26 protein-coding genes and 3 pseudogenes are annotated in these 16,855 nt (G+C 38.1%); 25 read left to right on the top strand and 4 right to left on the bottom strand.

Going from position 1 to position 16,855, the window contains the following annotated elements:
• The first annotated feature begins 251 nt into the window (after window positions 1–251).
• The 3 genes and pseudogenes from ACE3JL_RS15740 (at window position 252) to ACE3JL_RS15730 (ending at window position 2,803) form a co-directional block, all read left to right on the top strand.
• Window positions 252–599, top strand: a complete 348-nt coding sequence (locus tag ACE3JL_RS15740; RefSeq protein ID WP_271988138.1) for a YkgJ family cysteine cluster protein — start codon at window positions 252–254, stop codon at window positions 597–599.
• 73 nt (window positions 600–672) lie between these two features.
• Window positions 673–861: pseudogene (locus ACE3JL_RS15735) on the top strand (hypothetical protein).
• Between the two features lie 517 nt (window positions 862–1,378).
• Complete coding sequence (locus ACE3JL_RS15730) at window positions 1,379–2,803, top strand: AAA-like domain-containing protein (protein WP_375327892.1); 1,425 nt, start codon at window positions 1,379–1,381, stop codon at window positions 2,801–2,803.
• 120 nt (window positions 2,804–2,923) lie between these two features.
• Here ACE3JL_RS15730 and ACE3JL_RS15725 read toward each other — a convergent pair whose 3' ends face one another.
• Both ACE3JL_RS15725 and ACE3JL_RS15720 read right to left on the bottom strand, forming a co-directional pair.
• Window positions 2,924–3,187: a hypothetical protein gene (locus ACE3JL_RS15725; protein WP_012267867.1), complete on the bottom strand. Its 264-nt coding sequence runs from the start codon at window positions 3,185–3,187 to the stop codon at window positions 2,924–2,926.
• Window positions 3,184–3,414, bottom strand: a complete 231-nt coding sequence (locus ACE3JL_RS15720) for a hypothetical protein (protein ID WP_002752916.1) — start codon at window positions 3,412–3,414, stop codon at window positions 3,184–3,186. The genes ACE3JL_RS15725 and ACE3JL_RS15720 overlap by 4 nt, the downstream gene beginning before the upstream one ends.
• A 270-nt stretch (window positions 3,415–3,684) precedes the next feature.
• On the opposite strand from ACE3JL_RS15720, the gene ACE3JL_RS15715 reads away from it, so the two are divergent.
• The 22 genes and pseudogenes from ACE3JL_RS15715 to ACE3JL_RS15610 all read left to right on the top strand — a co-directional run bounded on the left by ACE3JL_RS15715 (window position 3,685) and on the right by ACE3JL_RS15610 (window position 14,035).
• On the top strand, window positions 3,685–3,807 hold the full coding sequence (locus ACE3JL_RS15715) for a hypothetical protein (protein ID WP_016514863.1): 123 nt from the start codon (window positions 3,685–3,687) through the stop codon (window positions 3,805–3,807).
• Window positions 3,808–3,818: 11 nt separating this feature from the next.
• Window positions 3,819–4,139 carry a hypothetical protein gene (locus ACE3JL_RS15710; protein WP_375327891.1) on the top strand — a complete coding sequence of 107 codons (321 nt, stop codon included), beginning with the start codon at window positions 3,819–3,821 and terminating at the stop codon, window positions 4,137–4,139.
• Between the two features lie 304 nt (window positions 4,140–4,443).
• Window positions 4,444–5,184 (top strand): annotated as a pseudogene (locus tag ACE3JL_RS15705) (formylglycine-generating enzyme family protein); the annotation flags it as partial.
• Between the two features lie 437 nt (window positions 5,185–5,621).
• The gene (locus ACE3JL_RS15700) at window positions 5,622–5,831 is read left to right on the top strand and encodes a hypothetical protein (protein ID WP_002733138.1); all 210 of its coding nucleotides are present in this window, start codon (window positions 5,622–5,624) and stop codon (window positions 5,829–5,831) included.
• A complete protein-coding gene (locus tag ACE3JL_RS15695) occupies window positions 5,828–6,094 on the top strand; it encodes a type II toxin-antitoxin system RelE/ParE family toxin (RefSeq protein ID WP_002734670.1) in 267 nt (88 codons plus the stop codon). The genes ACE3JL_RS15700 and ACE3JL_RS15695 overlap by 4 nt, the downstream gene beginning before the upstream one ends.
• A 714-nt stretch (window positions 6,095–6,808) precedes the next feature.
• Window positions 6,809–7,201, top strand: a complete 393-nt coding sequence (locus ACE3JL_RS15690) for a type II toxin-antitoxin system RelE/ParE family toxin (protein WP_375327890.1) — start codon at window positions 6,809–6,811, stop codon at window positions 7,199–7,201.
• Window positions 7,194–7,490: a helix-turn-helix domain-containing protein gene (locus tag ACE3JL_RS15685; RefSeq protein WP_002771180.1), complete on the top strand. Its 297-nt coding sequence runs from the start codon at window positions 7,194–7,196 to the stop codon at window positions 7,488–7,490. The genes ACE3JL_RS15690 and ACE3JL_RS15685 overlap by 8 nt, the downstream gene beginning before the upstream one ends.
• A 547-nt stretch (window positions 7,491–8,037) precedes the next feature.
• A complete protein-coding gene (locus ACE3JL_RS15680; RefSeq protein WP_375327889.1) occupies window positions 8,038–8,394 on the top strand; it encodes a type II toxin-antitoxin system RelE/ParE family toxin in 357 nt (118 codons plus the stop codon).
• Complete coding sequence (locus tag ACE3JL_RS15675) at window positions 8,391–8,696, top strand: hypothetical protein (protein ID WP_002732780.1); 306 nt, start codon at window positions 8,391–8,393, stop codon at window positions 8,694–8,696. The genes ACE3JL_RS15680 and ACE3JL_RS15675 overlap by 4 nt, the downstream gene beginning before the upstream one ends.
• Window positions 8,697–8,752: 56 nt before the next feature.
• Window positions 8,753–8,995: a hypothetical protein gene (locus ACE3JL_RS15670; RefSeq protein WP_375329617.1), complete on the top strand. Its 243-nt coding sequence runs from the start codon at window positions 8,753–8,755 to the stop codon at window positions 8,993–8,995.
• Window positions 8,982–9,407 carry a type II toxin-antitoxin system VapC family toxin gene (locus ACE3JL_RS15665; protein WP_375327888.1) on the top strand — a complete coding sequence of 142 codons (426 nt, stop codon included), beginning with the start codon at window positions 8,982–8,984 and terminating at the stop codon, window positions 9,405–9,407. The genes ACE3JL_RS15670 and ACE3JL_RS15665 overlap by 14 nt, the downstream gene beginning before the upstream one ends.
• Before the next feature lie 227 nt (window positions 9,408–9,634).
• Window positions 9,635–9,871 (top strand): type II toxin-antitoxin system VapB15 family antitoxin, encoded by a 237-nt coding sequence (gene vap15 / locus ACE3JL_RS15660; protein ID WP_375327887.1) that lies wholly within the window; start codon window positions 9,635–9,637, stop codon window positions 9,869–9,871.
• A complete protein-coding gene (locus ACE3JL_RS15655) occupies window positions 9,849–10,274 on the top strand; it encodes a putative toxin-antitoxin system toxin component, PIN family (RefSeq protein ID WP_375327886.1) in 426 nt (141 codons plus the stop codon). Before vap15 ends, ACE3JL_RS15655 begins: the two co-directional genes overlap by 23 nt.
• 180 nt (window positions 10,275–10,454) lie before the next feature.
• On the top strand, window positions 10,455–10,784 hold the full coding sequence (locus ACE3JL_RS15650; RefSeq protein ID WP_002763909.1) for a helix-turn-helix domain-containing protein: 330 nt from the start codon (window positions 10,455–10,457) through the stop codon (window positions 10,782–10,784).
• Between the two features lie 68 nt (window positions 10,785–10,852).
• Window positions 10,853–11,101 (top strand): type II toxin-antitoxin system RelE/ParE family toxin, encoded by a 249-nt coding sequence (locus ACE3JL_RS15645; protein ID WP_375327885.1) that lies wholly within the window; start codon window positions 10,853–10,855, stop codon window positions 11,099–11,101.
• Window positions 11,102–11,201: 100 nt separating this feature from the next.
• Window positions 11,202–11,336 (top strand): annotated as a pseudogene (locus tag ACE3JL_RS15640) (type II toxin-antitoxin system RelE/ParE family toxin); the annotation flags it as partial.
• Between the two features lie 4 nt (window positions 11,337–11,340).
• A complete protein-coding gene (locus ACE3JL_RS15635; RefSeq protein WP_375327884.1) occupies window positions 11,341–11,661 on the top strand; it encodes a helix-turn-helix domain-containing protein in 321 nt (106 codons plus the stop codon).
• A 17-nt stretch (window positions 11,662–11,678) separates the two neighbouring features.
• Complete coding sequence (locus ACE3JL_RS15630; protein WP_375327883.1) at window positions 11,679–12,032, top strand: hypothetical protein; 354 nt, start codon at window positions 11,679–11,681, stop codon at window positions 12,030–12,032.
• 183 nt (window positions 12,033–12,215) lie between these two features.
• Window positions 12,216–12,338: a hypothetical protein gene (locus ACE3JL_RS15625; RefSeq protein WP_375327882.1), complete on the top strand. Its 123-nt coding sequence runs from the start codon at window positions 12,216–12,218 to the stop codon at window positions 12,336–12,338.
• A gap of 251 nt (window positions 12,339–12,589) precedes the next feature.
• On the top strand, window positions 12,590–12,820 hold the full coding sequence (locus tag ACE3JL_RS15620) for a hypothetical protein (RefSeq protein ID WP_375327881.1): 231 nt from the start codon (window positions 12,590–12,592) through the stop codon (window positions 12,818–12,820).
• A gap of 4 nt (window positions 12,821–12,824) precedes the next feature.
• Window positions 12,825–13,043, top strand: coding sequence for a DUF2283 domain-containing protein (locus ACE3JL_RS15615; protein WP_375327880.1), 219 nt, complete (start codon window positions 12,825–12,827; stop codon window positions 13,041–13,043).
• A gap of 146 nt (window positions 13,044–13,189) precedes the next feature.
• Window positions 13,190–14,035, top strand: coding sequence for an IS5 family transposase (locus ACE3JL_RS15610; RefSeq protein WP_375327879.1), 846 nt, complete (start codon window positions 13,190–13,192; stop codon window positions 14,033–14,035).
• A 750-nt stretch (window positions 14,036–14,785) separates the two neighbouring features.
• Here the strand turns inward: ACE3JL_RS15610 and ACE3JL_RS15605 are convergent.
• Together ACE3JL_RS15605 and ACE3JL_RS15600 are read right to left on the bottom strand one after the other, a co-directional pair.
• Window positions 14,786–15,361, bottom strand: coding sequence for an HNH endonuclease (locus ACE3JL_RS15605; protein ID WP_375327878.1), 576 nt, complete (start codon window positions 15,359–15,361; stop codon window positions 14,786–14,788).
• An 88-nt stretch (window positions 15,362–15,449) separates the two neighbouring features.
• Entirely contained in the window at window positions 15,450–16,613 is a 1,164-nt protein-coding gene (locus ACE3JL_RS15600; RefSeq protein WP_375327877.1) for a pyridoxal phosphate-dependent aminotransferase, read from the bottom strand.
• Between the last annotated feature and the right edge of the window lie 242 nt (window positions 16,614–16,855).

Here is a 16,855-nt window from a genome sequence, read left to right as displayed (position 1 = left end):
GTTAGTAGGTCAGTAACTGGTTTTAATTAAATATAAGATAGATTTTGTCTTCGATCCCCCCTTAATCTCCCCTTGATAAGGGGGGTATCTGGCAATTTTTAACACCTACCTACTTAAGTAGTCATGCAAAATAAATTTCCCAGTGAAGATAGGCAAGAGGCAATAGGCAAGAGGCAAAAGCTTCATCGAAGTGTGTAATTAATTTTGCTTAGGTACTTACTAGGATTAACTCATTGCGGCACACTGGTTATATGGCCAATTGGAAATGTATTAAAAATTGTGGAGCTTGTTGTCAACTAAATCCCGATGAGCGTCCTGACTTAGAAGATTATCTTACTCCCGCACAATTAAGTCAATATCTCAGCATGGTGGGGGAAGATGGTTGGTGTATAAACTTCGATCGCCAAACCCGTCTCTGTACCATTTATGACCAAAGACCAGAATTTTGTCGTGTTCAACCCGATATTTTTGGCAAAATGTATCAAATTGAACTGGGAGAATTTGAGCAATTTGCGATCGATTGCTGTCATGAACACATTGAGGATCTTTATGGGGAAGATAGCCTAGAAATGAATAGCTATCGTCAGCAAGTAGGCTAAGATTTACCCCTATCCTAGAAATAACTCAGACGGAGAAGAAAATAAGTGGTCTGGTTATTGGCTCTTCTCGACTTTGTGTGATAATTTTTGCTTATATAATCGTGAAATATTTACCTAGAAAGACTTTTAGGACTATTTTGCTCAAGAAACTATCAGTATAGACCCCGTTTCCACACAGAAACCAGAAGAGCCGGTTATTTTCCCGATCCTCTCCATCCCTAAACCAGTGACCCACTTTCCGCACTTCTTAACATTCAATTAATAATTTTTACTAAAATATTGCTTACAACCCTTTCCCAGTAAGGATTATAGCCATAATCATCGATTTTTGTCAATGTAAAGGATTGTAAAATTTTTTATCAGAAAAAATCAATTATTGAAAATGTTCTCAATAGTAGTTTCTACAATGAAGGTTTTTCGTTAAAACATCTTGGGGAATGTAAGGCTCTTCGTTACTTGGTATGGTTCGATAGGGGGGCATAAATTGACTAAATCCTTATCTGGCAAAAGACTTAATTGATGAGTTCGCTCTAGATGAAAAACAATTGACAAAAATCGCCAAATGCCTTTCTATATAAGGGTTCCATCCCTTATAACCCCCGTCCATTGCATAAGACAAACAGAAGAGCCGAATGTAAAAATATATACAAGTATATGAAGATGTGGGGAATGTCGGCAAAAATTACGGAATTGATTGTGTCCCTGTTGAGGAGAAGTCTATAGGAAACTCAAAACCTCTAGGGGTGCAGAGTTTGAGTTCAGGACAGGGAAAAACTATCATGAAAAAACCAGAAAAACAGCGCCGCAGACGCGGGGTTATCCTCACCTCCAAGGGACTAGAAAAATTACTTACTGCTAAACAAGAAGCGGAATATCGGGATAATCGTGGTTATCGCTTCACCCTAGAAGTCCTCAGCGAGAAAACTCTTTTAGGGGTAGATACTCTGATGAAGGTATTTGCTTGTGAATCGGGAGTGGATAAACAAACCCTAAAACATTGTTTTCAAGCTTTTAATTTAACTTTAGAAAATAGCGATTATTATCGTCCTAACTTACCAGAAACTGATACTATTAATCCTCAACTATTGCCTGAGTTACCAGAGGGACAAGTCCCCCTCGATTCCCCCTTTTATATTAACAGAAATAATCTAGAACATACCTGTTATCAAGAGATCTTGCGCGGGGGTAGTCTGATCCGGATTAATGCGGCCAGAAAAATGGGAAAAACTTCCCTGATAACCAGAATTATTAATCATGCACAACAACAGCAATACCATACACTTTATTTCAGTTTTCGGTTAGCAGAAAGCTCAATTTTTCAAGACTTAAATCACTGGCTGCACTGGCTTTGTGTTAGTATTAGTCGCCAGTTAGATTTAGACAATCATCTCCCAGAGGATTGGGATGAATTCTTAGGGGGTAAAATTAACTGTAAAATCTATCTAGAAAAGCATATTCTTTCCCATCTTGATCGCCCTTTAGTGATTGCCTTTGATGATCTTGAATATCTTTTATCCTATCCACAGCTAAGGGAAGAATTTTTTAGTATTCTGCACCTCTGGCACGAGGAAGGCAAAAACAAACCCCTCTGGCAAAAATTACGTTTAATTGTTGCCTATTCCCCTGCACAGGAGCTTGATAAAACCTCAGATACCTATCAATCTCCTTTTAGTCTTGGTTTACCGATCGAATTGCCTAATTTTACCAGCGCACAAGTACGAGAATTAAGTCAAAGACAGGGATTAGATCAGAATTTTAACTCCGAAAAATTACGAATATTTCTAGGAGGTAATCCCTATTTAATTCGTCTTGCTTGTTATCATATTGCTCGGGGTGATTGTACCCTAGAAACCATTCTAGCTACTTCGATCGACGAGGAAAATAATATTTTTGCAGATCATCTTAAACGTTTACTTTCGCATCTGCAATACTTAAAGGGCAATTTAGCGGCTATCTTTGCTAAGGTGGTGATGGCAGAAAAAGACATAGAAATTGATTTAATTGCCGCTTTTCACCTAGAAAGTCTCGGACTGATTCACCGACAAGGTAAGTTTTGCCGAGTGAGTTGTCCTCTCTACCGTCAATATTTTGGCGAATATTTCCAGCAACGTTCTGTTTTTTTGCCTCAAAAAACTTCTCTCCTCGCCAAAAAAATTACGCTTGCTCACTTTGATAATTCCAGAAAAAGTCGCTATGCTATGTAGTTTATAGTCCGTTAGGCGCTCGGCTAACACAGCCTAGGAGTGCTAAAGTTATCACCATAAACATCCTCAACAAAAATCAACAATGTCATTATGGTGGGATAGGCTTGTAGTTCCTCTGTTTTACGAATAAAACTTTTCGTACTCATCATGATCGCCAATCCAAAACCAGGTCACTGTATCCCCTGACAGCACTCCCAAAGCTCGATGACTCTTCGTTACACGCACTGACCAAATATCTTCGTCGCTGTCAATACACTTAAAATGTAACGATGGATGAAACGGATTCTCCACCCATAACCGATATGCTTTTCTGGCTCCGGCTTTGACTGCTGGCTTCAAGTCGCGATACTTCTGCCAAAATGAAGGCAATGTTGCGGAATTCATAGCTGCTCATAATCCATCGGCGTGGACAATCCTGCCGCAATCTCTTCTTTAGCTTTTCGAGCTGCTGCGACTAGATTATTCTTCGTCTGTTTAAACGACTGATCCCATCGTTTTTCTTCTTCAATTTCTGCAATATAAGCTCGAACGTACTCTACTAACTGCTCTTGAAGCTCATCAGGCAGAGACTCAACCATCTTGATGATCGTGGTAATAGCAGGAGAGGGCATAGCATCTATCAGCGCATTAGGTTTTCTCAATTCTACAACGTCCACCGCAAACCCAAAATGATATGATCTTTGTTTCCTCTGTGTCTGGAGTGGTTTTTATTAAGTAGGTAGGCGTTAAAAGTTGTCAGATCCCCCCGCCTATCGGCACCCCCCTTATCAAGGGGGGCAGGGGGGATCGAACCTAAAATCCATTTTTAATTTAATTATAACCAGCTACTTAATGAGCCTTGCTCAAAACCAAACAATTCATAATTCAAGAGCGAGGTATTTATGGGTAAAGAAGAAGAAATACTTGAACAATGGCGAGAACTGACACCGGAAAAGCAACAAAAAGTTTTACAATTTGTTCAAACACTGAAATCTAAGTCAGAAACAACAGCACCAATTAATTAGGAGTCTAACCCATGAGCAGCCCCACCATCGAAACCGATTTAGGAAAAATCCTAGACCAGATTAATCAGAATCTTAAAGAGACCAATCAGAAGCTAGACGCGCTCCAGAAAGATGTCACAGAGATCAGGATTGTTCAAGTCAGATTCGAGGCCGAAGTCAAGGGAGATCTCAAGGCATTACAGGGAGAATTCAACACCTTACAAGGTGATTTAAAAGAGATTAAAGGCTCCCAGAAATCCCAAATTTGGGCATTAATCACCATCTTGGCAACAGCAGTTATCGGAACTGTTATCCGCTTTGTCATCACTGTTCCCCCTGTTAGCAACCCCTAACTTCCACTGCCGGGGAACAGGCTTCTGGTTCCTGTTTGATATTCAGGTAGAATTAATCATATAATCGGTGCGTTACGGCGGATTGTTAATTTTGCTTTTTTGACGGGATTTGTAACCGCCTAATCCACCCTACACTTTACTAATTCTTAAGATTCCCATAGTTCACCTACTTCAAAAATTTAGGAGGCTTGAAAAAATGTCAAAAAGATGGTCGCGCCGTAAAGTTTTAAAACAGTTGGGGTTAGTTACAGCCGGGAGTGTCGCTAGTGTTGTTTCTTCATGTCAGTCTATTACTCAATTTCGTCCTCAACCGATTACAGAGAAACTACCCAATGGAGTAACACTGGAGATGGTGGGCTTACCAGCAGGTCAATTTCTCATGGGCTCTCCTGACAGCGATCCCGATGCTGAAAGTTGGGAAAAGCCTCAACACCAAGTTAAATTAAACAGTTTTGCTATTGGCAAATATCCTGTGACTCAGGCACAATATCAAGCGGTAATGGGAAACAATCCCTCTTATTTTAAAAACAATCCGCAAAATCCGGTAGAAAAGGTTAGTTGGGATGATGCTCAAGCCTTTTGCCAAAAATTGAGTCAAATAACCGGGAAAACCTATCGCCTACCGACAGAAGCGGAATGGGAATATGCTTGTCGTGCGGGGACTACTACTCGCTTTTATTTCGGTGATGATGCTAATGAGTTAGGAGATTACGCTTGGTATGACGGAAATTCTCAGGAGACAACTCATCCTGTGGGCCAGAAAAAGCCCAATGCTTGGGGACTCTATGACATGAGTGGCAATGTTTGGGAATGGTGCGAAGACGATTGGCACTATAACTATATCGGAGCGCCGACGGATGGATCGGCGTGGCTTATCAATAGTGATAATCGTTATCATTCTAAGTGTCGGCGCGGCGGTTCTTGGGTCAACTACCCTAATGGCTGTCGTTCTGCCATCCGTCTCGTATATCGCAGGTACTACCCCGGCAACGATGGCGTCGACATCGGTTTTCGGGTGGTGAGCGGTACTGGGAGGACTCTGTAACCCTTTTCCCCTTTTTTTCCCTTTTTACCCTTTTTTACTTTTTCCAATTTTTCTCTTTTTCCCGCCTAGCGGCGGGTCGATTTTTTTGGAAAAAATTGAGGTAGTAATCTGTAGGTTAAGTTAAGGTTCGTAGTTGCGCTGAATTCGCCAACTTCTGGGGAAAATCGGGCTAGAGCCTCGACAACGAACCTAGTTTTATTACATAGTGAATCTGTGAATGATAATGCTCTCATCGATCAACTCAAACAAGCAGCGATCACCGATCTCGTAAGGTGCGTTAATATTAATGTAACGCACCAGCCAACTTGACATGGTGGGTTACTGTAACCTGTAATATATATAGCGGTATTCAAAGTCATGAAGTACGCCGATTTTCTGGCTTGTTACCTGTTACCTCGCTCCCCATTCATAATTCATAATTCAAAGGACTAACCGCAATGTCATCGATCATTACCGAAGAAAAAACCAAAGAAATCCTAACCGAAATCCTCATTGAAATGATGCAAAACAAACGGGAACTATTTTATGAAATTGTTATCGAAGCCTTAGAAGATATTGGTTTAGCTAATGCTATTATGGAAGGATTAAATGGTGAATTTGTTCCAGAAGAAGAAGTTTTTGCTATTCTCAATGGAGAAGCTGAATGAAAATTCAATTTGTAGCTAAATTTTCCAAAGACTTAAGAAAAATTAAAGATCAAAAACTATTATCTGAGATCAAAACTGTTGTCAATGAATGCAAATTAGCTCAAACACTGGATGATATAAAAAACCTCAAAAAGCTTAAAGGTTATCAGGGTTTTTATCGTATCAAAATAGGAGATTATCGCATTGGTGTTGCAATTATTAACGATGAACTGATCTTTAGTCGATTCTTACACAGAAGAGAAGTTTATAGATTTTTTCCCTAATCCAATCCATAAAATCGTCCATTCTTTGGATAAGCCTGACTCTTTTGATAGCTTGTAGGGTGCGTGTTTGCGAGTACTTAAAGGAAATTTGTTAATAATTAAATTATGATTGCGCCGTAACGCACCATCTTAAGAAAATTGGTGCGTTACGCTATCACTAACGCACCCTACAAGAGCCGCTACTGTGTCTGGAGTGGTTTTTATTATGATTATTTAACTGCTACCGAATATCCCGCCGTAGCAATCTCTCCCTAGTAACAGGTTTCTAATTCCTGTTTGATATTCAGGCAGAATGAATGATATAATTGGTGCGTGGGTTGTGGATCTCTCGTGCAAAAGCTTGTTACCTGTAGAATATAACGATCTCAGGTTTTTTGTCAAGTCTAATTTGAGGGATTTTGCTCCCGTAAACATCAGCTTTTCACAGAACTCGATACTTAACGATGTTGATGTCTATTAAGTAGTCATGCAAAATAAATTTCCCAGTGAAGATAGGCAAGAGGCAATAGGCAAGAGGCAAAAGCTTCATCGAAGTGTGTAATTAATTTTGCTTAGGTACTTATCGCGGAATTTCTAAGTTTAATTTAGGGGATAAACAAGGGGCGATCGCATAATTCTTTTCAACGAGGTTATGAGCTATCCAGCAATTCGATACCCATCACCATCACCTGATTACATTATTGATTTTTCATCGCATACTATTTCAAAAGAAACGTGCCAAAGACAAAAATCATCTTTTATCAAGAAGCAGAAGGCATCTCACCCGTTGTTGAGTGGCTTCAGAAATTACTCAAAACTGATAAAAAAGGATTTGCCAAATGTATAACCAAAATCGAACAACTTGCCGCACAAGGTCATGAACTGCACCGCCCTGCTGCCGATTATCTCAGAAATGAGATCTGGGAGCTTAGAGCCAAACAGGGAACCATACAATATCGAATCCTCTATTTTTATCATGGTCAAAATATAGCAATTATTGGTCATGCTCTTATCAAAAAAACTTCCGCCGTTCCCTCACAAGACATCGAGAGAATTATCCAAAGAAAAGCACAATTTAAACAAAATCCAGAACTTCATACTTATCAAGGAGAAATAAACAATGCCTAAAACCACAGATGCCGTAAAAATCATTCACCAAATGATTGCAGACGATCCCACAATCAAAGAACAAATTGCCCTAGAATCCCTCAACTCAGAAATCGCACAATTGATTTATGACGCTCGTATGAATGCTGGATTAACTCAACAACAACTAGCCGACCTAATCCATGTTGAGCAATCCGTTATTGAAGATATAGAAGACGCTGACTATCAAGACAATCCCCTAATAATGCTACAAAAAATTGCCACTGCCCTTAATCAACGAGTCAAAATGAGCCTTGTTAGTAGCTTGTAGGGTGCGTGTTTGCGCGTATTTAAATGAGATTTGTTAATAATTAAACTATGATCGCGCCGTAACGCACCATCTTAAGAAAATTGGTGCGTTACGCTATTACTAACGCACCCGACAAGAGCCGCTACTGTGTCCTCTGTGGTTTTTATTATGATTATTTAACTGCTACCGAATATCCCCCCGTAGCAATCTCTCCCTAGTAACAGGTTTCTAGTTCCTGTTTGATATTCAGGCAGAATGAATGATATAATTGGTGCGTGGGGCGTGGCTCTTTCGTGCAAAAGCTTCTCACCTGTAGAATATAACAATCTCAGGTCTTTTGTCAAGTCTAATTTTAGGGGTTTTGCTCACATAAACATCAGCTTTTCACAGAACTCGATACTTGACACTATTTAATTTATCATTTGTTAGAAAACTCACATATATAAAAGCTTTAATATGCAAAAAATACAACTTATTTTTTACCAAGATGAAAGAGGTAATATAGCGTTTCTGATTCACAAGAGGTACATTCCCGATCCTGAACAGCTTAATCAGCAAAGGTTTAAGTGTGCCGCACAGATGCGAGAACCGCTATATACCAATTATAGAATGGCTTGATAGTCTTCCTGGCAAAGCTCAAAACAAATGCTTTATCAAATTACAAAGACTGGCAGAACTAGGATATGAATTACGCAGACCAGAAGCAGACTTTTTGCGGGACAAAATTTATGAACTGAGAGTTAATTTTAAAGGAATAAATTATAGAATTCTTTATTTCTTTTATAAAAACAAAGCTGTGGTCATTTCTCATGGTATAATTAAAGAAAAAGAAGTTCTACCACTGGAAATCGCGCAAGCAATTAAAAACAAAGCTAAATTTGAAAAAAATCCCGAATTACACACCTATTTTCAGGAGTTGATATGAATACACACCAAACGACAGCCGATGGCTTACAAATTCTTTACCAACGTTATTATGCTAATAATCCAGAACGTCAATTAGAATTAGAAAAGGCTCGTATTGATGACGAAGTAGCCAGAAAAATATTTAAGATTAAGGAAACACATCATCTTTCGACAAAAGCTTTAGCAGAATTAATTAATACTGATGAATCTATTATTGAAGCCTTAGAAAATGCTGACTATGAAGGAAACTCTTTTTTGTTGCTAAATCTCATCGCTACAGCCCTAAAAATCAAGGTTAAATTTGAATTAGTTTCAGCCTAATTGTTTCAGTAATTTGCTACAATGAGAATAAGCTGTCGCGCATTTAAACAATGACAATGATAAACCTAGAAACAATTGAAGAAGATATTGCGTCTCTTCCCCCCGACGCACAACAGACTATTCTTGAACTTGTAGATATTCTAAAAAAACGATATTCTCTCAAGCAACAGGAAATGAAAGAGCAGGGAACAGAAGATTGGTCTGACTTTATCGGTTGTATAGAAGCTGAACCAGACCTTTCGCAAAACTATAAAACCTATTTAACAAGTGAACTTAAGCAAAAATATGATCATTGTTGATACTGGTTTCTGGCTGGCTCTTGCTAATAAAAACGACTTACTTCACCCATTAGCAAAAAAACAATTCCAAAAATTCATCAATCAACAATTTATTACAACCTGGTGCGTTGTTACTGAAACTTGCTACTTACTACAAAAACGAGTAGGAATAGATGTCCCAAAAACCTTTATCCATAAAATTTCCACAGGAAAAATACAGGTATTCAACCTAAAAACTAAGCACTGCCAACGCATTGAAGAACTGATGCAAAAATATAGAGATTTGCCAATGGATTTAGCCGACGCATCTTTGGTTATTTTAGCAGAAGAATTAGGTTCAGGTCAAATTTTTTCCGTTGATTATCGAGATTTTAATACCTATCGTTGGAAAAATACGGAGCCATTTCAAAATCTTTTTCAAGAACAAATGTAATCTGGAACAGGTTTCTAGTTTCTGTGTTTGATATTCAGGCAGAATGAATGATATAATTGGTGCGTGGGGCGTGGCTCTCTCGTGCAAAAGCTTGTCACCTGTAGAATATAACGATCTCAGGTTTTTTGTCAAGTCTAATTTTAGTGGTTTTGCTCACGAAAACATCAGCTTTTCACAGAACTCGATACTTGACACCTCGCTTTATCAATAAACAATAATTTGAGAAAATGAACCAAAAAACTTACCAACTAACCTTAAACTTTGACCAGATTTTAGATTTGGTTAAACAACTCCCAGAAAGTGACAAAATACAACTCAGTAAAGAACTCGAAAAAGAAACTTTAAATCACAAATTAACCCAACTTTTAGAAACCTTTAAAACCGATGAGCTTTCCCTAGAGACAATTACCGAAGAAGTGGATGAAGTTAGGGCTGAAATTTATGGACAACAAGCCACCAATTAAAGTTATTATTGATACTAACCTTTGGATTAGCTTTCTTATTGGTAAACAGTTAGCCAGTTTAAAATATCTACTAATTGAAACAACTCTTGTGCCGATTTTTTCTCCACAGCTACTTAATGAAATTAACCTTGTTACTAAAAGACCAAAATTACAAAAGCATTTTCCCGAAAGTAAAGTTCAAGAATTACTTGAACTTTTAAACATAATTGGGTTATGTATTGAGACTAAATCAAAAACTAATATCTGTAGAGACGCTAAAGATAACTACCTTTTAGCCTTAGCCAAAGATAGTCAAGCTGACTTTTTAATTACAGGCGATCAAGATTTATTAATTTTGCAACAATTTGGAATAACTAAAATTGTTACTTATCAACAATTTTTGGTAATCTGTAGGTTGGGTTGAGGAACGAAACTTAACCCAATTATTTAAAAGTCTTGGGTTTCACTATGGTTCAACTCAACTTACAATAAGACTACAATAAGACTGGCAAAAATTAAGCTAGAACATCGACAACGAACCTGGTTTTATTGCAAGGTTTGTTGTTGCGCTTCAGCGCTCAACTCTAAAAGAGGATAAATGATTATGACAGAATATACTATTAGTTCAGGAAACATTTTTGAAGACTTAGGCTTTGCTAATGCTGAAGAAAAACTCGCTAAAGTCAAGCTGGCTTCAGTGATTTATGATCTGATTACTGAAAAAGGATTAAGCCAGCAGGAGGTCAGTCAAATTTTGGGAATTGACGAGGCTAAAATTTCTAACTTAAAAAATGGCAGATTGCAAAAATTTTCTCTTGAGCAGATGTTTAGCTTTCTAGTAGCATTAGGTCAGAATATAGAAATCTTAGTCACTCCCCAAGCCGTAGCAAACTCTAGTGTAAGTATCCAGGTCATGTATCGAAATAAATCCTAATTTAAGTGCGATCGCCGATCTCGTAAAGTGTGTTAATATTAATGTAACGCACCAGCCAACTTTTTTTTATGGCGAGTAATCAAGATATTAAAGAATTAATATTCGTTGCTTCAGCCAAGAAAGCTTTACAAGAGTTTCCTTTGCAGGTGCGAAGAGATATTGGTTTTGCTCTTTACCAAGTTCAGCAAGGCAAAAAAACCAGAAACTCAAAGCCAATTAAGGGTTTTGGTGGTGCAGGCGTTTTAGAAATCATTGAAGATTATGATGGAGATACTTACCGTGCAGTTTATACAGTAAAATTTGAGAAAGTTCTCTAAGTACCTAAGCAAAATTAATTACACATATCTAACCCCCTCTTGCCTTTTGCCTCTTGCCTTTTGCCTATCTTTACTAGGAAATTAATTTTGCACGACTACTTATATACTTCATTGCTTTCAGAAAAAATCAAAAAAAGGGAAAGCAACACCAAAAGAGGATATTAATCTGATTAAACAACGTTTAAAACTGGCTGAAATAAGTTATCAAGAATGGTTAAAAAATCAAGGAGAATAACAAAATGAGTGATTTTGAAAAAAGTGATAGTAATATTTTCGCTGATCTTGGCGACCCAGAAGCCGAACAAACTTTAGTCCGCGCTCAAATTCTATCTCGGATTATTGATATTGTCAATGAACGGAACTTCACGGAAGCTGAAACAGCAGAAACTTTAGGAATATCAAAACTAGAAGCATCTCAATTAATCAAGGGAAAACTGAGTCAATTTTCTCTTGAAGATTTGTTTCATATTCTCAACGCTCTTGATAAAGATGTTGAAATAATTCTTAAGCCGAAAGTTGATGCTCAAGTTGCTAAAATTCGGGTGTTAATAGAACTATAGTGTTTTCAAATAAAACTTTGAAAAAATCTCGAATTACACACCTATTTTCAGGAGTTAATACGAATAAACACCAAACAACAGCCGATGGTTTACAAATTCTTTACCAACGTTATTATGCTAATAATCCAGAACGTCAATTAGAATTAGAAAAGGTTCGTATTGATGACGAAGTAGCCAGAAAAATATTTAAGATTAAGGAAACACATCATCTTTCGACAAAAGCTTTAGCAGAATTAATTAATACTGATGAATCTATTATTGAAGCCTTAGAAAATGCTGACTATGAAGGAAACTCTTTTTTGTTGCTAAATCTCATCGCTACAGCCCTAAAAATAAAGGTTAAATTTGAATTAGTTTCAGTTCAGAATTAGTTTGTAGGATGCGTTAGGCGCGTATTTAAAGGAGATTTGTTAATAATTATAGCGTTTCTGATTCACAAGAGGTACATTCCCGATCCTGAACAGCTTAATCAGCAAAGGTTTAAGTGTGCCGCACAGATGCGAGAACCGCTATAAACTATTACTGCGCCGTAACGCACCATCTTAAGAAAATTGGTGTGTTATGCTATTACTAACGCACCCGACAAGAGCCGCCACTATGACCTCTGTGTCTGGAGTGGTTTTTATTATGATTATTTAACTGCTACCGAATATCCCCCCGTAGCAATCTCTCCCTAGTAACAGGTTTCTAGTTCCTGTTTGATATTCAGGCAGAATGAATGATATAATTGGTGCGTGGGGCGTGGCTCTCTCTTGCAAGAGCTTGTTACCTATAGAATATAACGATCTCAGGTCTTGTGTCAAGTCTAATTTTAGGGGTTTTGCTCACGTAAACATCAGCTTTTCACAGAACTCGATACCTGACGATGTTGATGTCTATTATCGCAGAAATGCTAAATATAATTTAGGAGATTAGACGAAAAACTTTTTTGAAAACTACCCGCTATTTTGAAGAACAAATATTAGTCAAAAGACCCTATCTTAAGCGAGAATGGTGTCAACAAGCTATCCAGACTCCTCTAAGACGAGAGATTGAAGTCAACGGGCGTATCCGTCACTGGATATATATTTCTGAATTGGGAAAATACTTGCGTGTTGTTACCTTAGATGACAGAGAAACCATTCATAACGCTTTTCCAGATCGTAATTTTAAGGAGTAAAAAAATGAAATTTAATTATTATCCTGAAACTGATTCTTTGTACATTAGTCTGTCAGATAAAACGAGTACCGATTCTCAAGAAATTGCTCCTGATATTGTCTTAGATTTTGACGATGAAGGGAAATTAGTCGGAATTGACATTGATAGAGCAAGTCAAGTTGTTGACTTAACTCATTTGGAATCTGAATCGTTACCTGTAAATTCTATTCTCTTAGCCAATTAGTAATCTGTAGATTGGGTTGAGGAACGAAACCCAACCCAATTATTTAAAAGTGTTGGGTTTCACTATCGTTCAACCCAACCTACAATAGACCTCCTGCAAAAATAGGAACTGATTATGTAAAATAAAGTAAAACACTCAGAAAAACAATGACTTACGAAAAAGTAAAAAATTTGAATCCAGAAGAGTTTAAACGCTTTTGTGGAGTATATCCTGAAACATTTAAGGATATGGTGAAAGTTCTGGCCGCCGAAAAAGTTCTGCAAAAAAAATCGGGAAGACCAAGTAAATTAAGTTTAGAAGACCAAATCTTGATGACCTTAGAGTATTTGCGGGAATATAGGACTTATTTCCATCTCGCAATTAACTGGGAGATTAATGAGACAACAGCCCTACGAATCACTAGAATGGTAGAAGGTATTCTCATGAAATCAGGATTATTTAATCTGCCAGATAAAAAGACAGTTCAACAAGCCAATAGTGACCTAGAGGTAGTGGTAGTAGATGTAGCAGAGCATGAGATAGAAAGACCTCAAAAGAAGCAGAAAGATTACTATAGCGGGAAACAGGGCTATCATACAATAAAATCTCAAGTTCTTGCGGCTCAAAAAACAGGAATGATAATCTGTACCGCTCATGGAAAGGGAAGAATACATGACTTTAACCTTTGGAAAAATAGTCAAATTGGGATAGATAAAAGTATTGAATGTTTAGCAGATAAGGGCTATCAAGGAATCCAAAAACAGCATGAAAATAGTAGGATTCCTTACAAAAAGAAGAAAAATCAAGAATTAAGTTCAGAAGAGAAGGAATTTAATCGCCAGTTATCAAGAGAAAGAATTATTATCGAACATATTCACAGAAGTCTGAAGATATTTAGAATTTTATCATCAAGATATAGGAATCGGAGACGGCATTTTGGTCTAAGATTTAATTTAATCGCTGGCATTTACAACTATGAACTTGCTTTAGGCTATCATCAAGTAGCTGAATAAGACTTTTGCAGGAGGTCTATGGTGAACGATTATCCTGTCAAAGAAAACTAATCGTTCTCGGTACTTTCCACTATCACCGGCTGTATACAGACCATTTTATCGCTTAGGTTATCTATCGGAGGGGAAAATACAAAGTATCTTGGCCGATCAACTCAACACTTAGAGACGCGCTACAGGTACATCTATCGGTTGCTCGACGGATGCTCTCGGCATATTACCGAAGGTTAGAGAAGTTAATTAGCTTAATTTCTCTGCTTTCTACGGATTCTACCACATAGGTAAAAAGTCGATTCCATCAAAGGGCAAATTCGTAATAAAACTTGAGAATTTCGGCTCTTCGTTACTTGTTATGGTTCAATAGGGGGGCATAAATCGACTAAATCCTTATCTGGCAAGAGACTTAATTGATTAGTTCGCTCTAGAGCAAAAACAATTGATAAAAATCGCCAAATGTCTTTCTCTATAAGGGTTCCATCCCTTATAACCCCCGTCCATTGCATAACACAAACCGAAGAACCAGAATTTCATTGACAATGATTCTTGGGCTCTTCGTTACTTGGTATGGTTCGATAGGGGGCATAAATCGACTAAATCCTTATCTGGCAAGGAATTTAATTGATTAGCTCGCTTTAGATCAAAAGCAATTGACAAAAATCGCCAAATGCCTTTGTATATAAGGGTTCCATCCCTTATAACCCCCGTCCATTGCATAAGACAAACCGAAGAACCGATTCTTGAAAGTCCACTGGATTATTTCTCGATCGGTAGATTGCCGAGCGCTGACCAATGGGAACGAATTATACCTTTAGCATAGGTGTTTTGATGAATATTTTCTTTCTTTTTAAGAATTGCCCCACGAAAATTACATCTATTCAATTGTTGTTCTAAGATATTTTTCTGAACTTGTGACGAGGGAGGTTTTCTGATTGGTGGTTTAACAGTCGTAAAAAGTTGTTCATGATCAGAACTATTCAAAACATATTTTTGACTGCCTAATCTTTTTTGTCCTGGGGGAGCATAAATAAAATTAAATCCCTCTTCATTCCAAAGTTCGCTAGAGGGTTTATTAGCATCAGCATAGGAATCTTGAATTAAATTTTCAGGAATTTTACCCTTGAGTATAGTTTTTATCTCTTGTAAATTATTGGTCGCATTAGTTAGATCGCTCTCACAACCTTCTCCATACCTAATCAGAGTTAGCAAAGCAGCAATAGTTCTCTTTTTATATAAAACAATTTCTCTGTTATCCCTAAAAATAATTAAATATCCTTTTCCTTGAGGATTCTTTTTAATTTCCCTAATATCCTCTAACTTGATCGGACTCACCGGAATGCCTCTGGAGATTAAAAAATGATTGACTGTCAATTGATAAAAAAAGGGTGAATTTTGTTCACCCCCAACAGATAAAGTAATCTTACAAAGTGCTGATAAACTTATCAATGCGATCGAATCCTTTTTCAATCGTCTTTAGATCTGTAGCATAGGAAAGACGAATACAATCATCAGCACCGAAAGCAATACCGGGGATAGCAGCCACTTTTTGGGTTTCGAGGAGTTTCTGACAAAAATCCCGTGATTTTAAACCAGTTTGACTAATATCGATAAACACATAAAAAGCACCGTTGGGAGTAGGACAATTGAGTCCAGGGAGCGATCGCACTCGTTCTAAAATATACTGTCGGCGCTCGCTAAAAGCTTTGACCATTTCCTCGATGCAATCTTGGGGACTCTCCAAAGCAGCGATCGCACCGTACTGAGCAAAAGTGCAGACATTGGAGGTACTATGACCTTGAATCTTAGTCATAGCCTTGACAATTTCCACCGGTCCTGCCACATAACCGACGCGCCACCCCGTCATCGAGAAAGCTTTAGCAAAACCATTACTAATAATACTGCGCTGAAAGATTTCCGGGCCAAAAGAAGCGATACTGCGGTGAATCGCGCCATCATAGAGGATTTTCTCGTAAATTTCATCAGAAACCACTAAAATATCCTTTTCAACCACAATTTTGGCTAAAGCTGCGATTTCTTCGGGAGTATAGACAATGCCAGTGGGATTAGAGGGTGAATTGAAAACAAATAATTTAGTTTTCGGTGTAATTGCCGCTTCTAGCTGTTCGGGGGTGATTTTATACTGATTCTCTAGGCTAGTGTTCACTATAACCGATGTTCCTCCCGCTAACGTCACCATTTCAGGATAACTCAACCAGTAGGGTGCGGGAATAATTACTTCGTCCCCCGCTTCAATTAACGCCATGATTAGATTATAGAGAGACTGTTTACCGCCATTGGTAACGATGACATTATCGGCATTGTATGCTAGTTGATTATCCCGCAGCAATTTCTCGGCGATGGCTTTTCTTAACCCCGGTTCTCCGGCAGCCGGTCCGTAGCGAGTTTTTCCCTCATCGAGGGCTTTTTTCGCAGCAGCTTTGATGTGAGTGGGTGTGTCGAAATCTGGCTCCCCAGCGCTAAAACTACAAACATCTTCGCCGTTTCTCTTCATTTCCTTGGCCAGAGAGTCGATAGCTAGGGTAAGGGAGGGGGTGACTTGATTGACTCGTGACGCTAGTTTCATAGTATTTTACCCTGAAAGGGCTTTTCTGATGACCTACACAACCTTTAGTATTGTCCATCACCTCGATTGTTCTGGGTGTTTTTTTATATAATCTCCGGAATTGCGGCGCTTAGGGATGGGTGTGGGGTGATGGGGTGATGGGGTGATGGGGTGTGGGGAGGGGGAATTATGAATTATGAATTATGAAGTGGGGAGGGGGAATTATGAATTATGAATTATGAATTATGAAGTGGGGAGGGGGA

The organism is Microcystis sp. BLCC-F210 (assembly GCF_042134685.1).
Taxonomy (GTDB): domain Bacteria; phylum Cyanobacteriota; class Cyanobacteriia; order Cyanobacteriales; family Microcystaceae; genus Microcystis; species Microcystis aeruginosa_D.
Note: the sequence above shows the minus strand (reverse complement) of the source record. Positions and strands in the feature narration are given on the sequence as shown.

What these genes read in the sequence shown, in the direction of transcription:
- ACE3JL_RS15740 (WP_271988138.1), top strand. Translation starts at nt 252, where the DNA reads ATGGCCAATTGGAAATGTATTAAAAATTGTGGAGCTTGTTGTCAACTA.
- ACE3JL_RS15730 (WP_375327892.1), top strand. Translation starts at nt 1,379, where the DNA reads ATGAAAAAACCAGAAAAACAGCGCCGCAGACGCGGGGTTATCCTCACC.
- ACE3JL_RS15725 (WP_012267867.1), bottom strand. Translation starts at nt 3,187, where the DNA reads ATGAATTCCGCAACATTGCCTTCATTTTGGCAGAAGTATCGCGACTTG.
- ACE3JL_RS15720 (WP_002752916.1), bottom strand. Translation starts at nt 3,414, where the DNA reads ATGCCCTCTCCTGCTATTACCACGATCATCAAGATGGTTGAGTCTCTG.
- ACE3JL_RS15715 (WP_016514863.1), top strand. Translation starts at nt 3,685, where the DNA reads ATGGGTAAAGAAGAAGAAATACTTGAACAATGGCGAGAACTGACACCG.
- ACE3JL_RS15710 (WP_375327891.1), top strand. Translation starts at nt 3,819, where the DNA reads ATGAGCAGCCCCACCATCGAAACCGATTTAGGAAAAATCCTAGACCAG.
- ACE3JL_RS15700 (WP_002733138.1), top strand. Translation starts at nt 5,622, where the DNA reads ATGTCATCGATCATTACCGAAGAAAAAACCAAAGAAATCCTAACCGAA.
- ACE3JL_RS15695 (WP_002734670.1), top strand. Translation starts at nt 5,828, where the DNA reads ATGAAAATTCAATTTGTAGCTAAATTTTCCAAAGACTTAAGAAAAATT.
- ACE3JL_RS15685 (WP_002771180.1), top strand. Translation starts at nt 7,194, where the DNA reads ATGCCTAAAACCACAGATGCCGTAAAAATCATTCACCAAATGATTGCA.
- ACE3JL_RS15675 (WP_002732780.1), top strand. Translation starts at nt 8,391, where the DNA reads ATGAATACACACCAAACGACAGCCGATGGCTTACAAATTCTTTACCAA.
- ACE3JL_RS15670 (WP_375329617.1), top strand. Translation starts at nt 8,753, where the DNA reads ATGATAAACCTAGAAACAATTGAAGAAGATATTGCGTCTCTTCCCCCC.
- ACE3JL_RS15665 (WP_375327888.1), top strand. Translation starts at nt 8,982, where the DNA reads ATGATCATTGTTGATACTGGTTTCTGGCTGGCTCTTGCTAATAAAAAC.
- vap15 (WP_375327887.1), top strand. Translation starts at nt 9,635, where the DNA reads ATGAACCAAAAAACTTACCAACTAACCTTAAACTTTGACCAGATTTTA.
- ACE3JL_RS15655 (WP_375327886.1), top strand. Translation starts at nt 9,849, where the DNA reads ATGGACAACAAGCCACCAATTAAAGTTATTATTGATACTAACCTTTGG.
- ACE3JL_RS15650 (WP_002763909.1), top strand. Translation starts at nt 10,455, where the DNA reads ATGACAGAATATACTATTAGTTCAGGAAACATTTTTGAAGACTTAGGC.
- ACE3JL_RS15645 (WP_375327885.1), top strand. Translation starts at nt 10,853, where the DNA reads ATGGCGAGTAATCAAGATATTAAAGAATTAATATTCGTTGCTTCAGCC.
- ACE3JL_RS15635 (WP_375327884.1), top strand. Translation starts at nt 11,341, where the DNA reads ATGAGTGATTTTGAAAAAAGTGATAGTAATATTTTCGCTGATCTTGGC.
- ACE3JL_RS15615 (WP_375327880.1), top strand. Translation starts at nt 12,825, where the DNA reads ATGAAATTTAATTATTATCCTGAAACTGATTCTTTGTACATTAGTCTG.
- ACE3JL_RS15610 (WP_375327879.1), top strand. Translation starts at nt 13,190, where the DNA reads ATGACTTACGAAAAAGTAAAAAATTTGAATCCAGAAGAGTTTAAACGC.
- ACE3JL_RS15600 (WP_375327877.1), bottom strand. Translation starts at nt 16,613, where the DNA reads ATGAAACTAGCGTCACGAGTCAATCAAGTCACCCCCTCCCTTACCCTA.